We start from the raw sequence: 14,743 nt of genomic DNA on the forward strand, positions 1-14,743 counted from the left end.
GTGTTAACTTGTAGGAAATTATTCAACTAATATTTGATCCACACAGAATGAGAGAACTTCTTAACCTGAATGATGCTCACTTGTGGTCATTCCGGCACCTGTCGGTAGTAATTGATAAACATAAGAAATTATACGCATGAAAAGAGTTGGAATTATTGTTCTGGTTGTTATTGTCGTCATCTTCTTTGGAGTTTTTAAATGGGGAGTAAGTGTCAATAACCGGATGGTAGAGAAACAGGAAGCTGTTTCGTCTCAATGGTCACAAGTTGAAAATGTTTACCAGCGCAGGGCTGACCTGATTCCTAACCTGGTGAATACCGTAAAAGGATATGCCGAACATGAAAAGGAGACGCTTACTTCGGTAATTGAAGCGCGTGCCAAGGCTACATCGGTCAGTGTGAATGCAGATAATCTCGACCAGGCTTCGCTGCAAAAGTTCCAGGAAGCGCAACAGGGACTTTCTTCTGCCCTGAGCCGACTGATGGTTACCGTTGAGCGGTATCCCAATTTGAAGGCCGATCAGAACTTCCTTGGGTTGCAGGCACAACTGGAGGGAACCGAAAACCGGATTGCTGTGGAACGCCGCCGGTTTAACGAGGTTGCCCGCGATTACAATACCTACATTCGCAAATTCCCGCAAAGCATCATTGCTAATTTCCAGGGATTTGAGAAAAAAGCTTATTTCCAGGCTGACAAAGGAGCCGATCAAGCGCCGAAAGTCCAATTTTAAAAAAGGAGTTTCATGAAAATTGAAGAGTTTTTCAGCAAGGAAGAACAGGCTAATATTTTAGAAGCCATTCAGGAAGCTGAGCACAATACCAGTGGCGAAATCCGCGTGCACATCGATGACAAGTGCCCCGGTGAAGTGCTGGACCGCGCTGCTCATGTTTTCAAAGTGCTGGATATGCACAAAACCAAAGAGCGGAACGGCGTTTTGTTTTACTTGGCTGTGGGGAACCGCAAATTTGCCATTCTGGGAGATGCCGGAATTAATAAGGTTGTCCCGGAAAACTTCTGGGATGAGATCAAGAATAAAATGCTGGAGTATTTCAAGGAAGGTGATTTTGCCATTGGCCTCGCGGAAGGAATTTCGATGGCCGGTCACCAGCTCAGCGAACATTTCCCTTATCAGGAGGATGACGTAAACGAATTGTCGGACGAAATCTCATTCGGAAAATAATGAAGCAAATAAAACATATTTCTATGCGGATGAAAGGGATGTTGCTGTTGCTGGCATTGATGGTTAGTGTCAATGCTTTCGCAGAAAACAGTGATTTTCCGACTCGTCCAAAACCAGCCAGACTAGTCAACGATTTAGCCCATGTATTGCCACAGCAGAAAGCCATGATGCTCAACGAAAAACTGGCAGAATTTGCCCGGCAAACCTCTACGCAGATTGCTGTTGTAACCGTGAATAATTTGCATGGGTACGACAAAGCCGATTATGCTGTTCGGTTGGCTCAAAAATGGGGAATCGGACAGAAAGGAAGTGATAACGGTATCCTGATTCTGGTGAAACCGAAAACCAGCGAATCGGTGGGTAAAGTATTCATTGCCGTTGGTTACGGCCTGGAAGGTGTCGTTCCCGATGTGGTGGCGAAACAAACCATTGTCGAGAATGAGATGATTCCCTGGTTCAAGAAAGGCGATTATTTTATTGGCATCGATCGGGCGACCAATGTATTGATGGGGTTGACCAAAAAGGAATTTACGGCCGACCAATATATTCAGGCTACACGCGAACAAAGTAAAAGAGGTAGAGGAACCGGAGGTGTTGGCGTGGTCATCTTCTTCATTATCCTGTTCTTCATCTTTGGACGCCGGCGCAGACGCTTTGGCGCCGTTGGTCGTGGACCGTCATTCCTTGAGGCTTTGTTGCTGATGAACCTTTTCGGCGGAAGCCACCGGGGTTCATGGGATGATTTCTCCGGCGGAGGCGGAAGCTTCGGCGGCGGTGGAGGAGGAGGATTCTCCGACTTTGGCGGTTTTGGCGGCGGAAGTTTCGGCGGCGGTGGAGCCGGTGGAACCTGGTAACAAGACAGACGAACGATATGATATAAAAAGAAACCCGATCCTTTTCCGGACCGGGTTTTTTATGTGGTAGCAATTGTTTTGCTTACTTGCTCTTGCTTTCTGTCTCTTCTGAAAGAGGTGTCATGATATCCTGGTCAACGAGGATACGGCCACAATATTCACAAACGATTACTTTCTTGCGTGAAGCAATGTCCAGTTGACGCTGCGGCGGAATTTTGTTGAAGCAACCTCCACAGGCATCACGCTGTACCGTTACCACAGCCAGTCCGTTGCGGGCATTTTTGCGGATACGTTTGAAAGCTGTCAGCAGACGGTCTTCGATGTTGGTTTCAATTGCTTCCGATTTATCGATGAGCTTTTGCTCTTCAACGGAAGTTTCAGAAGTAATTTCTTCCAGCTCTTTGCGCTTGCGTACCAGGTCTTCTTCGTGATCTTTCAGGTCAACCTGAGCTTTGTCGATTTCCTCTTTCTTCTGCTTGGCTTCAGCGGTAAACTCTTTGATACGCTTTTCAGCCAGCTCGATCTCCAGTGTCTGAAATTCAATTTCCTTCGACAGTGAATCGTACTCACGGTTGTTGCGTACATTATTCTGCTGCTCGGTGTATTTTTCAATCAGCGACTTGCTTTCTTTTATTTCGGCCTTCTTGTTTGTAACCGCAGTATTCAAGCTTTTTACCTCATCGTCGTATTTCTCGATGCGGGTTTTCAAACCGGCGATTTCATCTTCCAAATCCTGAACCTCCAGCGGTAACTCTCCCCGCAACGTGTGGATTTTATCGATTTCGGAAACAACTGTTTGAAGCTCATAAAGCATTCTCAGCTTCTCTTCTGCAGGAACTTCATTCCCACCAGCCGGCTTGTTGAATTCTGTCGTCATATCCTGTTTGTTATTTATTGTGTTTCTTAAGTATTTACAGGTAATTTACCGGGTTGGTTTTCACCTCCGATAAGCGAATGGCAAAGTTAGGGAAATTTTTGGTAAGTATTTCATAAAAAACCTCTTTAGTAAACTGTTCGCTTTCATAGTGTCCAATATCGGCAATCACCAGTTTATCTTCGGCATCGAAAAACTGGTGGTATTTGAAATCGCCGGTGATAAAAACATCGGCGGCAGAGGCTTTTGCATCGTTCAACAGAAAACTGCCTGAACCACCGCAAAGGGCTACTTTTTCAACTGGTTTGTTGAGTAGACGGGTATGGCGAACAGCTCCACAGGCGAACGTTTCTTTTACCTTTAGCAGGAAGGCTTTTTCGTCCATTGGTTGCGGGAGATGGCCAACCATTCCCATACCGGTTTCGAACCAGTCGTTTTCCAACGGATAAAAATCGTACGCCACTTCTTCGTACGGATGACTTTCCAGGAGTGCCCGCAGAACCTTACTTTTCCGGTACCGGGGCAGAACGGTTTCCACCCGGACCTCTTTTTCAGTATGTTGCTTGCCGCGCTCGCCGACGAATGGATTGGTATTTTCGCTTCCGCGGAAAGTACCTTCTCCCGGAAGGTTAAAGCTGCACTGATCGTAATTGCCAATGTGACCTGCGCCGGCAGCGAAAATGGCTTCGCGGACGTTTTCAGCATGCTCAACAGGGACGAAAGTTACCAGCTTCAACAGCTGTCCTTTCATCGGTGAGAGGATTTGACAATCCTGTAAGCCCAGTTTCTCACACATCTTGGTGTTTACCCCGCCCGGAACGCTGTCGAGATTGGTGTGCGAGGCATAAATGGCCACATCATTCTTGATGGCTTTGATCACGCAACGCTCTACGTAGTTTTTCCTGTTAAACTGCTTTAGTCCTTTGAAAACGATGGGGTGATGAGCGATTATTAAACCGGCTCCCTTAGAGATGGCTTCGTCAATCACCTCTTCGGTTACATCCAATGTCAGCAAAACGGCGTCCACTTCATCGTTTGGGTGACCGACAATCAAGCCGGCATTGTCGTACGATTCCTGAAATGAGGGGGGAGCCAACGCTTCCAGTTTGCTGGTAATGTCATGTATCTTGAGTTTCATGCTCGCGGTTTTTTAGGCGGGGTAATCAGGATAAAAAAAGAAGAACCTGTTACAGCTCTTCTTTAATCTCCAGTAAAAAGTTCTTTATGTCCTGCAGTTTCTTCACCACTTCGTAAGTATCCTGAGTTCCCTGCCGGTTTTCTTTTATCTTTTTGTGCGCACCTTTAAGTGTCATTCCCCGTTCCTTCACCAGGTGGTAAATCAGACCGAGGTGGTCGATATCTTCTTTGGTAAAAAAACGGTTGCCCTTTTTGTTTTTGTGCGGTTTGAGAGAATCGAATTCTTTCTCCCAGAAACGAATGGTTGACGGCCGGAGATCGAACATCTCGGCTACCTCGCCAATCGAGTAATATAGTTTTTCCGCTTTGGGCTGTTTAAATGGCACAGTGTTGTTTTTTAGTCAAAGCTTTGTCCCATGTTGGACGAAATTTCAATCATCTTTTCATACTCCTGCGGCGACAAATCGAGGAAGTAGTAGTTCTGGGGGTTCACCTTTTTACCATTCTTATGTACTTCGTAGTGAAGGTGCGGTGCCGTTGAGGTTCCGGTGCTTCCCACGAAACCAATTACATCTCCCCGCTTCACTTTTTGTCCCGGTTTTACGTTGAAAGCGCTCAGGTGAGCATACAATGTCTCGAAGCCATAACCATGATTGATCAAGATGTGGTTTCCAAAACCAATCTTGGAACGGCGAATCCATTCGACTACGCCACTACCCGTCGCGAATACCTCTGTCCCGGTGGGTGCAGAGAAATCCATTCCGTAGTGAAACTTACGAATTTTGTATATCGGGTGGATGCGGTATCCCCATCCGGATGCGGTTCGTTTTAAATCTTTGTTCGAAACAGGCATGATGGATGGCAGGCTGGCTAACATCTTTTCCTTGTTCAGAGCCATCTTCATCACATCATCGTACGATTTGGACTGGATGTAAATCTGCTTGGTTAAAACGTCCAGCTTGCGAGCCGTCGAGATAACCAAATCAGCATTATCCATGCTTTCCAGTTGTGAATAACGGTTTATTCCACCGAAGCCCGCCTTCCGAACGGATGCCGGAATGGGTTCAGCTTCAAAAATAACCCGGTAAATATTGTCGTCACGGTACTGAATATCCTTCAATACCTTACTCATGTTGTCCAGATCCTTGTTCATTAAGGTATATTGCGTGAGCAACCTTTCGTTCTCACGTTTTACCCGACGAAGTTTGGGGGAATCAAAAAACTGGAGAAAAACCATCGAAATGATAACCGCCAGTACTATACTCGTGGAAAGGTAGCCAAGCAATCTCTTGACAAGAGACTTAACATTTCGTTCAATCTTGTCGTAACTGAGCGTTTCAGGGTTAAATCTGTAGTTGGTTTTACCCATGCTGGTCCTTTATTTTACAATATGTGTTAACAAATTTAACGAAATAATCTAAATTTGCAAGGATCAATAAAACAGACCCTTCAAACGGTTGCAAATCTAAAATTTTTTTCGAGTTTCGCAGGAGAAAACCCGATGAAGCGGGCCAATTTTAACATTTATTCGAATTAAGCTTCTTGATTATGAATTCAAAAGAGATACGTCAAACATTTCTCGACTTTTTTGCATCGAAACAACATCAGATTGTGTCCTCAGCACCGATGGTGGTGAAAAATGATCCAACGCTGATGTTTACCAATGCGGGGATGAACCAGTTCAAGGATATCTTCCTGGGGAATTCGCCGGTAAAATCGCCGAGGGTAGCGGATACACAGAAATGTTTGCGTGTTTCGGGTAAGCATAACGACCTGGAAGAGGTGGGACACGATACGTACCACCACACAATGTTTGAGATGTTGGGTAACTGGTCTTTTGGCGATTACTTCAAAAAAGAAGCGGTCAACTGGGCATGGGAATTGCTCGTTGGCGAATTCAGGATTTCTCCCGAACGTTTGTATGCGACCGTATTTGAAGGCGATGAAACAGACGGTGTTGCAGCTGATGAAGAAGCACGTGGTTACTGGAAACAGTACTTGCCGGACGATCATATTCTGAATGGAAACAAGAAGGACAACTTCTGGGAAATGGGTGATACCGGACCGTGTGGCCCCTGCTCCGAGGTTCATGTTGACTTGCGTGACGAGCACGAACGTGCGAAGAAAGATGGACGTTTGCTGGTCAACAAAGATCATCCACAGGTGATTGAAATCTGGAACCTGGTGTTCATTCAGTATAACCGGAAAGCTTCAGGTAAACTGGAAGAGTTGCCCGCCAAGCATGTCGACACCGGAATGGGCTTCGAACGCCTTTGTATGGTATTGCAGGGCAAGCAGTCGAATTACGATACCGACGTTTTCCAACCGATTATTAAAGAGTTGGGGAACCTGGCCGGTGTAAAATATGGCGATGACGATAAGACGGACATTGCCATGCGTGTAGTGGCCGACCACTTGCGTGCGATTGCTTTCTCCATCACCGATGGTCAGCTGCCATCGAATAACAAAGCGGGTTACGTTATCCGCCGGATTCTTCGCCGTGCAGTGCGTTATGGTTACACCTTCCTGAATTTCCGGAAGCCGTTTATTTTCCAGTTGGTCCCGGTTCTCATTCAGAATATGGGAGAAGCATTCCCGGAATTGAAGAAGCAAGAGGAGCTGGTGACCAAGGTGATTCATGAAGAGGAAGAATCATTCCTACGCACGTTGGAAACCGGAATTCGCATGCTGGACAACATCGTCGAAGAGACTAAAAAGAACGAATATAAAGTAGTTAGCGGTAAGCTGGCTTTTGAATTGTACGATACCTTTGGCTTCCCGCTCGACCTGACCGAGTTGATTCTCCGCGAAAACGATTTGGTCGTTAACCGGAAGGAGTTCAACGAGGCGATGGAAGCTCAGAAGAATCGTTCGCGGAATGCTACTCACCAGGAAACCGGCGACTGGATTCAACTGCAGGCCGATGATGAAGAGGAGTTCATCGGTTACGAGCATCTGGAGGCGAAGGTGAAAATTACGAGGTATCGCAAGGTGAAAGTGAAGAATAAAGAATCGTATCAACTGGTCTTCAACTTCACACCTTTCTACGCCGAATCGGGTGGTCAGGTTGGCGATACCGGCTACATCGAAGCAGACGGCAAGAAAATAAGTATTCTGGATACCCAGAAGGAAAATAACCTCATCATTCATTACGCGAAAGAGTTGCCAGCCGATCCATCGGCAACGTTTGTCGCGCATGTCGATAGCCGCAAACGGCAGTTGACAGCCAATAACCACTCGGCAACACACTTGCTGGACCACGTTCTGAGAGAAGTGCTGGGTGAGCATGTGGAGCAGAAAGGTTCATTGGTGAATGAAGATTACCTGCGTTTTGACTTTTCGCATTTTCAGAAGGTAACCGAAGAAGAGTTGGATGAAATTCAGCGTAAGGTGAACCATATGATTCGAATGAACATAAAGCGCGAAGAGTTCCGGGCTGTGCCGATGCAGGAAGCGATGGACATGGGAGCGATTGCCTTGTTCGGTGAAAAATATGGCGATTTGGTTCGTGTCATTCGTTTCGGCGATTCAACCGAGCTATGTGGAGGAACTCACGTGGAGGCTACCGGTGAAATCGGTTTGTTTACCATCGTTTCTGAAGGTTCCGTTTCGGCAGGCGTTCGACGGATTGAAGCCATTACGGCTGACCGTGCAGAACAGATGATGGTACAAAACCACAAAGTGCTGAAAGAAGTTTCGGGTATGCTGAATAATCCGAAGAATCTGAAAGTTTCGGTCGACGAATTCCTGAAGCGCAACAACGAGCTGACGAAGCAAATCGAAGCGTTCGAGAAGGAAGCGGTTGGTATCATGAAGCGCGACCTGTTGCGGGAAGTGCAAGACATTAATGGTGTGAGCTTTATCGCCCGTCAACTGGAAGTAAACAACTCGGCAATGCTGAAGGATTTGGCTTTCCAGCTGAAAGGGGAAATCGACAATTTGTTCCTCGTACTGGCGGCTGAGATTGATGGTAAAGCCAATCTACATATCATGATTTCCGATGCTTTGGTGAAGGAACGTGGTTTCAACGCCGGCAAACTAATTCGCGATTTGGCGAAGCATGTGAAAGGCGGCGGTGGCGGACAGCCATTCTACGCAACGGCCGGCGGAAAAGAACCTGCAGGAATTCCAACTGTATTGGAGGAAGCATCCAATTTGGTGAATCAGTAAGCAAGATTAGTAAAGATATTAGATGAAAGGCTGCCTGTTACGGGCAGCTTTTTCTGTATGAAGGGGGGAAGTTTTAAGAAAAAGAAAATTATTTCAGCCGAAGCGGTATCTCACTTATCGTCTTAAATACAGGTACTTTTAGTTATTTATATATGTTTTAAATTTGGAGCATGCCGCAGAATCTCATATTTCATACTGAGATAAAGCCGCGCAGATACTATTTTTGTCGGGTGCAGAGACCTGCCTTTTGTAAATTGAACTAAACCAGTAAGGATAATGAAAGTGACAAGAACATTTGATCTGCTCGATCGGATGGCCGCCAACTTTGATAAAGAGGTAATCATTGCCGGCAAACAGGATGGGACGTGGAAAACATACAGCACCCGGCAATACATCGAAAAGGTCAATCATTTTAGTTATGGTTTGTTGGCTTTGGGAATAAAACCCGGCGACAAAATTGTCACAGTTTCCAATAGTCGTCCCGAATGGAATATCATGGATATGGGGATGGCGCAGGTTGGAGCCGTTCATGTCGCCCTTTATCCGAACCTGACAGAAGAAGAATATACTTACCTGCTTGCTCATTCCGATTGTCGTGCTGTGGTGGTCGGAAACCGTACTATGTACAACCGCCTGAAGAAAGTAGCCGATGCATCTGAAAATGTGGAATTCTTTTTCACGATCGATGATATCGACAGTGAGCGTAGCCTGTCAGAAATCTGCGTGTTGGGAGAGAAGCATCAGGACGAATACAAAGAAGAGGTTGAACGCATTAAGAGTGGCATTACAGAGGAGGATTTACTTTCCATTATTTATACTTCCGGAACGACCGGAACCGCCAAAGGCGTTATGCTGGCTCACCGGAGTGTGGTGACAAATGCTGTTGCCACTTCATCGAGGAATAAAGTGGATGAGAACGATAAAGCCATCAGTTTTCTTCCGCTTTGCCACATCTACGAGCGCATGATCAATTACCATTACCAGTACAAAGGCGTCAGCATTTATTATGCGCAAAACCTGGGGACGGTGGTAAATGATTTGCGTGAGGTGAAAGCCGATACGTTCACTACGGTACCTCGTTTCCTGGAAAAGGTATATGATAATATCATCGCCAAAGGGAAAGATTTGACAGGCATCAAAAAATCGATCTTTTTCTGGGCGGTCCGGCTCGGTGAGAAATTCGATCCATCGAAGAACTACGGACCCTTTTACCGTTTCAAACTGAAGATGGCCCACAAACTGATTTTCGACAAGTGGCGTGCAGCACTTGGCGGGAAAATTCGGGTCATTATTACCGGCGGAGCGGCTATGCAGGAACGATTGGGAAGAATTTTCTCGGCAACGGGAATCAGCATCCAGGAAGGTTACGGACTGACCGAAACCGGACCGGTGATTGCAGTTAATGGCTGGGAAAAAGAAGAGAAGATGATAGGTACTGTTGGTCCTGTTCTGGAAGGTGTAGATTGCCGGATTGCTGAAGATGGGGAGATTTTGTGTAAAGGCCCTAATGTGATGTTGGGTTATTACAAAGATCCGGAATATACCGCAGAGGTGGTCGATAAAGATGGTTGGTTCCACACCGGTGATATCGGGACGTTGATTGATGGCAAGTTTCTGAAGATTACTGACCGGAAGAAATCAATTTTCAAGCTTTCGGCCGGAAAATATATTGCACCGCAGGTGATTGAGAACAAACTCAAAGCTTCCGGTTTTATCGAGCAGGCCTTGGTGGTTGGGATGAACGAGAAGTTCGCGGCGGCATTGGTTTCGCCAGCCTTCGATTACCTGCATTTCTGGGCTGCTAAGCACAAGATAAACTATCGTGATAACGAAGAGCTGATACAGAATCCGGCGACGATTGACCGGATTCAAAAAGAGGTGACTTTGATAAATCAAACCTTAGCTCCTCACGAGCAAATCAAAAAAATAAAAGTGGTGGCCGATGAGTGGACCCCGGCAACAGGAGAGTTGTCGCAAACGCTGAAAGTGAAGAGGGATGTGTTGATTGAAAAATACCAGGCTGAGCTGGAAGAAATATTCGGTCATCCGCACAACGCCCGCCAATAATTCGATAACGATTTCAGAACTACAATAAATGAGTGCAGTAACACGTACATTCGATCTCCTCGATCACTGTTTGAAGAATTTTCCGCGCGAAGATGCTCTTTGCCGGAAAGAGGGAAACGAATGGAAAAAGTACAGTACAGAAGAATATGCCCGTCATGCCTACCTGCTTGCTTACGGCTTAATGGCTTTGGGCCTGAGACGAGGCGACAAGGTGGCAACCGTAAGCAGTAACCGTCCCGAGTGGAGTTTTCTCGACATGGGACTGTCGTTGTCTGGCGGCGTGCATGTTCCCATTTACCCAACCATCAGCGAAGAGGAGTACCGGTATATTCTGGCTCACTCCGGGGCCCGTTTCCTGTTTGTCTCCGATGCGAAGATGTATGAAAAATTGAAGCCACTGGCTGATGAGCTGGAGTCAATCGAAGAGATATTCTCGTTTAACGAAGTGGAAGGAGCGCGGCACATCAGTGAAATTTATTCGCTGGGCGAAACCAATGAGAGCCATTTCCGAGGAGTAGTCGGCGAGCTGAAAAACAGCATGAGCGAGGATGAAATCGCAACACTCATTTATACTTCGGGTACAACCGGGAAACCCAAAGGGGTGATGCTGTCGCACAAAAATTTAGTGTCCAATTTTAAGGCGCATGCGCAGAATCACGAACTGGGAGAGCAGCACCGGGTCATTTCATTTTTACCCCTTTGCCATGTGTACGAGCGGTCGATGAACTACCATTTCCAGTACAAAGGGATGGGAGTTTATTACGTCGAAAGCATTGCTCAGATTATGCCGGCGGTAAAAGAGGTGAAGCCTCATCTCTTCAACACGGTGCCTCGTTTGCTGGAGCGTATTTACGACGGTATTATTGGAAAAGGGGAACAACTGACCGGAATCAAACGCAAAATATTTTTCTGGGCGCTTGGCCTGACTGAACGGTTCGATTACCAGGTGAAATTTGGCCCGGGATATCGTCTGAAGCTGGCTATTGCCGACAAACTGGTTTTCTCGAAATGGAGAGCGGCACTTGGCGGAAATGTGCATTACATTGTTTCGGGCGGGGCAGCCTTGCAGGAACGAATTGCCCGTGTATTTGGCGCAGCGAAAATCTGCACGCTCGAAGGTTACGGTTTAACAGAAACCTCACCGGTCATCGCGGTAGCGAACCCGGCTACCGGCGAACTGAAAATTGGCACCAATGGTCCGGTTCTTCCGGGAGTGGAAGTTCGGATTGCCGACGACGGAGAAATCCTTGTGAAAGGGCCGAACGTCATGCAGGGATATTACAAAGAACCGGAGATGACCCGGGAGGTGATTGACGACGAAGGATGGTTCCATACCGGCGATGTGGGAACATTAGTTGAAGGAAAATATCTGAAAATTACCGATCGAAAGAAGGAAATTTTTAAATTGTCGGGCGGAAAATACATCGCGCCGCAGATGATCGAGAATAAATTCAAGGAATCTCTCTTCATCGAGCAGATGATGGTGATTGGTGAAAACCAGAAATTTGCCAGTGCGCTGATTTCTCCTAATTTTGATTTTCTGCACGACTGGTGTGCCGAACGGAAGATTCACTTTCATGATAATAAAGAGTTGGTTCGGACACCGGAAGTGATGAATCAATACCGGAAAGTGGTTCGCGAAATCAATAAGGTTTTGGGACAGCACGAGGAAATCAAACGTTTCCGGTTGGTTTGTGAAGCCTGGTCGCCACAGTCGGGCGAGTTGTCACAAACATTGAAGCTGCGACGTAAGTTTGTGGCGCAGAAGTACAAGAAGTTGATTGACGATATTTACAATAACCCGGTGTAGTAGCCGGTGACTAAATCCAACCTATCATTTATTCTGAAGGGAAGATTCATTATCCGGATCTTCCCTTCTGTATGTGTAAAACTTTTAGCGACGGTTGGAGTTGAATAGTATAGGAGTGGTAGTTTTCAGAAAAACAGCATCTTTTTTTCTGATTATGTAAAAATCAATCTTTATTAACGATCGGGTTTTACAGCTAATCCATTACTTTTGTCAGGTTAAAGAGAGTTGCTTTCATAGTACTTGCTTTACCGAATAATCCAGTATGCAATGGAGAAAATTTTAATAACCGGTGCCACGGGGAATGTAGGGTTGGCAACGCTGAAGTATTTAGGCGAAAAAAATCTGCCCGGAGTAGAATTGCTTGCTGCCGTTCGGGATGAGGAACGTGCACATCATGATATTGGGGCAGGGAATTGCCATTTCATCCCGTTCGAGTTTGACGAACCTTCGACCTATGCAGCTGCACTCGAGGGCGTAACAAAGATTTTGCTGGTCAGGCCACATCAACTTTCGGATGTGTCGAAATATATTTACCCGTTTTTAGATGAAGCGGCCCGCCGCGGGGTGAAGCAAATCGTTTTCTTATCGGTCATTGGTGCGGAGCGGAATAAATTGCTTCCTCATTACAAGATTGAGAACTACCTGCTGAACCTGGGAGTTAGTTACACATTTGTGCGGCCCTGCTTCTTTATGCAAAATCTCACGACCATTCACCGAAGAGAGATTCTGGAAAATAACAAGGTGTATATCCCCGCCGGAAATACGCCGGTCAACTACATCGATGTGCGCGACGTGGCCGAAGTGATGGGACGGGTGCTCACCGAGCCGGGCCACGAAAATATGACGTATGAGATTACCGGCTCGCAAACCATGACTTACTATGAACTGGTGGGAATTCTGTCTTCGGTTCTCGACCGGGAAATTCGTTATCCCCGCCCCAGTACGCTGATGTTTATGCGGCAGAAAATTCGGGAGAAAAAGCCGCTGTCATTTGTGAAGGTAATGAGCCTGTTGTACAGTGGCGCGCGAAATGGAAAGATGAATCTGGTAACCGAAGATTTTCAACGGCTGACGGGTCGTTACCCCATTGATTTCAAAACTTTTGCCAACGAATACAAGCAAAAGTGGATAAAGCAGGAAAAGAAATAAAATCAGATAAATCGAAGCCGGTCAGTGAACCGGCTTTTTTGTGCTACAACTTTTCCAAAGTTTCGAACTTTGGAAAAGTTGTTTACAGCATATTTTTAAATAACTCTAAGACCTCGTGGTAGAATTCTCTTCATCCCGGCAGGGATGACATGTTGTTAGCAAGGTGGCGTTTGATTTATCCATGCGACTCCGGCCGGAGTCGTATCGCGTTTTTCGTTTTGCAGCTCTAACAATATATGACTCCTCCGGAATTCTTTCTGAGATATCCTCTGGCTTTTCTATTTCAATTTCCCTGAATCTTCTTCATACAGCAATGCTTGTATTTTTTCCCTGAACCGCAGGGACACAAATCGTTTCGACCCACGTTGCTGGTAATACCGGCCAGCATGGGTTTCTCGGTTTCGAAAAGAGGAGCCAGCTGTCGGTAATGGTTTTTCCACTCACCGCGCTGCAGATAATAGCTGTTTGGTTGCTTTTCCCCTTTTTTCAATACATCCAGCGCGTAAGCTATTTCCACCCGGATTCGGTTCTCTTCGGTTCCGGTCTGTGTGTGCTGTTCGTACTCTTTGTAGAAGTCCTGTAAGGCCGGTTCACATTCAGTCATCCCGGCCTCAGCTGCCTGAACGGCGAGCAGTTCCCGCCATTTGGTTTTCTTATTTTTCAGCAAAGCTGAAACCTTCTCAGCATGTGTGTTATCGGCGAAAGCCAGGCATTCGTACAGAAAAAGATAGGGCGTTTCGTGTTCTTCTTTTACCTCTTTCGCAACGGCATCCAGGAAGGTATCAATCACTTCCGGGAACTTTTCCGCCAGTAATCCCACCAGGTAAAGTCCCTGCTCGTTCAAAATGTCCCAGTCGGGCGCATCGGGTGTCGTGAAGAGTTTGACAACCGCATCGGCCGTTTTTGGGGTGGCATGGGCTTCCGCCAGAATCGCATACCAAAGGGGCAGATTGGAAAACTGACCATTCTTTTTCAGCATCAACGCTTCGTCGTAGGCATGTTCCAGGTGGAAAATAATCTTCTCTTCCAGCTCTTTGTCGGTTGGTTGATGGTACAGAAAATCCAGTGCTTCGAACGGAATTCCGTCTTGTGTTTTATGCAGAATGGCCAGCGCCTCTTGGGTTGTCATGTCGATATGGTTTGATGGGGGCAAAGATAAAGGAATAAACAGAGTATGCCAGTTTTGCCATTCTTGCAACTCTATATTCTCACCTTATCTCCATTTCATCCCGTCACCTTTTCTCCCGCTCACTAAAAACGACTTCCAACCATACTTTATGTTTCAAAAGAGCCTATGTTGGTTTCTAATTATCGACAAAGTGTTGGCAGACTGTTAAATTGAAAGTTGCAATTCTGCTGGATAACATGTTTATGGTCCGATTTTTTGATGAACGGTTCAAATTCTTCCGTGAATGATGCGATCTTTTCCGTGAACGTCACTTTCAATTTTTCTTTAGAGCTCAATTTGAGCGGTTTGCAGGCATGCTAATTTGGCGTTTTGC

At 46.2% G+C, this 14,743-nt stretch carries 12 protein-coding genes; 7 read left to right on the plus strand and 5 right to left on the minus strand.

Going from position 1 to position 14,743, the window contains the following annotated elements; translation table 11 throughout:
• The first annotated feature begins 136 nt into the window (after positions 1-136).
• Genes GJU87_RS20950 through GJU87_RS20960 form a run of 3 tightly spaced genes read left to right on the plus strand, consistent with a single transcriptional unit; the run spans position 137 to position 2,034 of the window.
• Positions 137-730 carry a LemA family protein gene (locus GJU87_RS20950; protein WP_153641246.1) on the plus strand — a complete coding sequence of 198 codons (594 nt, stop codon included), beginning with the start codon at positions 137-139 and terminating at the stop codon, positions 728-730.
• A 12-nt stretch (positions 731-742) separates the two neighbouring features.
• Positions 743-1,180, plus strand: a complete 438-nt coding sequence (locus GJU87_RS20955) for a TPM domain-containing protein (protein WP_153641247.1) — start codon at positions 743-745, stop codon at positions 1,178-1,180.
• Positions 1,180-2,034 (plus strand): YgcG family protein, encoded by an 855-nt coding sequence (locus GJU87_RS20960; RefSeq protein WP_228492070.1) that lies wholly within the window; start codon positions 1,180-1,182, stop codon positions 2,032-2,034. Before GJU87_RS20955 ends, GJU87_RS20960 begins: the two co-directional genes overlap by 1 nt.
• Positions 2,035-2,116: 82 nt before the next feature.
• Here the strand turns inward: GJU87_RS20960 and GJU87_RS20965 are convergent, their stop codons facing one another.
• From GJU87_RS20965 to GJU87_RS21705, 4 genes are read right to left on the minus strand one after another with little or no spacing between them, the layout of a single operon-like run.
• Positions 2,117-2,911: a zinc ribbon domain-containing protein gene (locus GJU87_RS20965; protein ID WP_153641248.1), complete on the minus strand. Its 795-nt coding sequence runs from the start codon at positions 2,909-2,911 to the stop codon at positions 2,117-2,119.
• A 34-nt stretch (positions 2,912-2,945) separates the two neighbouring features.
• Positions 2,946-4,046: a Nif3-like dinuclear metal center hexameric protein gene (locus GJU87_RS20970; protein WP_153641249.1), complete on the minus strand. Its 1,101-nt coding sequence runs from the start codon at positions 4,044-4,046 to the stop codon at positions 2,946-2,948.
• Between the two features lie 49 nt (positions 4,047-4,095).
• Positions 4,096-4,431, minus strand: a complete 336-nt coding sequence (locus tag GJU87_RS20975) for a MerR family transcriptional regulator (protein ID WP_106543126.1) — start codon at positions 4,429-4,431, stop codon at positions 4,096-4,098.
• An 11-nt stretch (positions 4,432-4,442) separates the two neighbouring features.
• Positions 4,443-5,414, minus strand: coding sequence for a M23 family metallopeptidase (locus GJU87_RS21705; RefSeq protein WP_153641250.1), 972 nt, complete (start codon positions 5,412-5,414; stop codon positions 4,443-4,445).
• Positions 5,415-5,593: 179 nt separating this feature from the next.
• Here GJU87_RS21705 and alaS point away from each other — a divergent pair, with 179 nt between their 5' ends.
• From alaS to GJU87_RS21000, 4 genes are all read left to right on the plus strand, one after another.
• Positions 5,594-8,215, plus strand: a complete 2,622-nt coding sequence (alaS, locus tag GJU87_RS20985; RefSeq protein WP_153641251.1) for an alanine--tRNA ligase — start codon at positions 5,594-5,596, stop codon at positions 8,213-8,215.
• Between the two features lie 276 nt (positions 8,216-8,491).
• Positions 8,492-10,282, plus strand: coding sequence for a long-chain fatty acid--CoA ligase (locus GJU87_RS20990; protein ID WP_153641252.1), 1,791 nt, complete (start codon positions 8,492-8,494; stop codon positions 10,280-10,282).
• Positions 10,283-10,310: 28 nt separating this feature from the next.
• Positions 10,311-12,092, plus strand: coding sequence for a long-chain fatty acid--CoA ligase (locus GJU87_RS20995; protein WP_153641253.1), 1,782 nt, complete (start codon positions 10,311-10,313; stop codon positions 12,090-12,092).
• Positions 12,093-12,359: 267 nt separating this feature from the next.
• Positions 12,360-13,241: an SDR family oxidoreductase gene (locus GJU87_RS21000; protein ID WP_153641254.1), complete on the plus strand. Its 882-nt coding sequence runs from the start codon at positions 12,360-12,362 to the stop codon at positions 13,239-13,241.
• A gap of 283 nt (positions 13,242-13,524) precedes the next feature.
• Here GJU87_RS21000 and GJU87_RS21005 read toward each other — a convergent pair whose 3' ends face one another.
• Positions 13,525-14,370, minus strand: a complete 846-nt coding sequence (locus GJU87_RS21005) for an SEC-C metal-binding domain-containing protein (protein ID WP_153641255.1) — start codon at positions 14,368-14,370, stop codon at positions 13,525-13,527.
• Positions 14,371-14,743: the final 373 nt, after the last annotated feature.

Origin of the sequence: Prolixibacter sp. NT017 (assembly GCF_009617875.1) — a bacterium.
Taxonomy (GTDB): Bacteria; Bacteroidota; Bacteroidia; order Bacteroidales; family Prolixibacteraceae; genus Prolixibacter.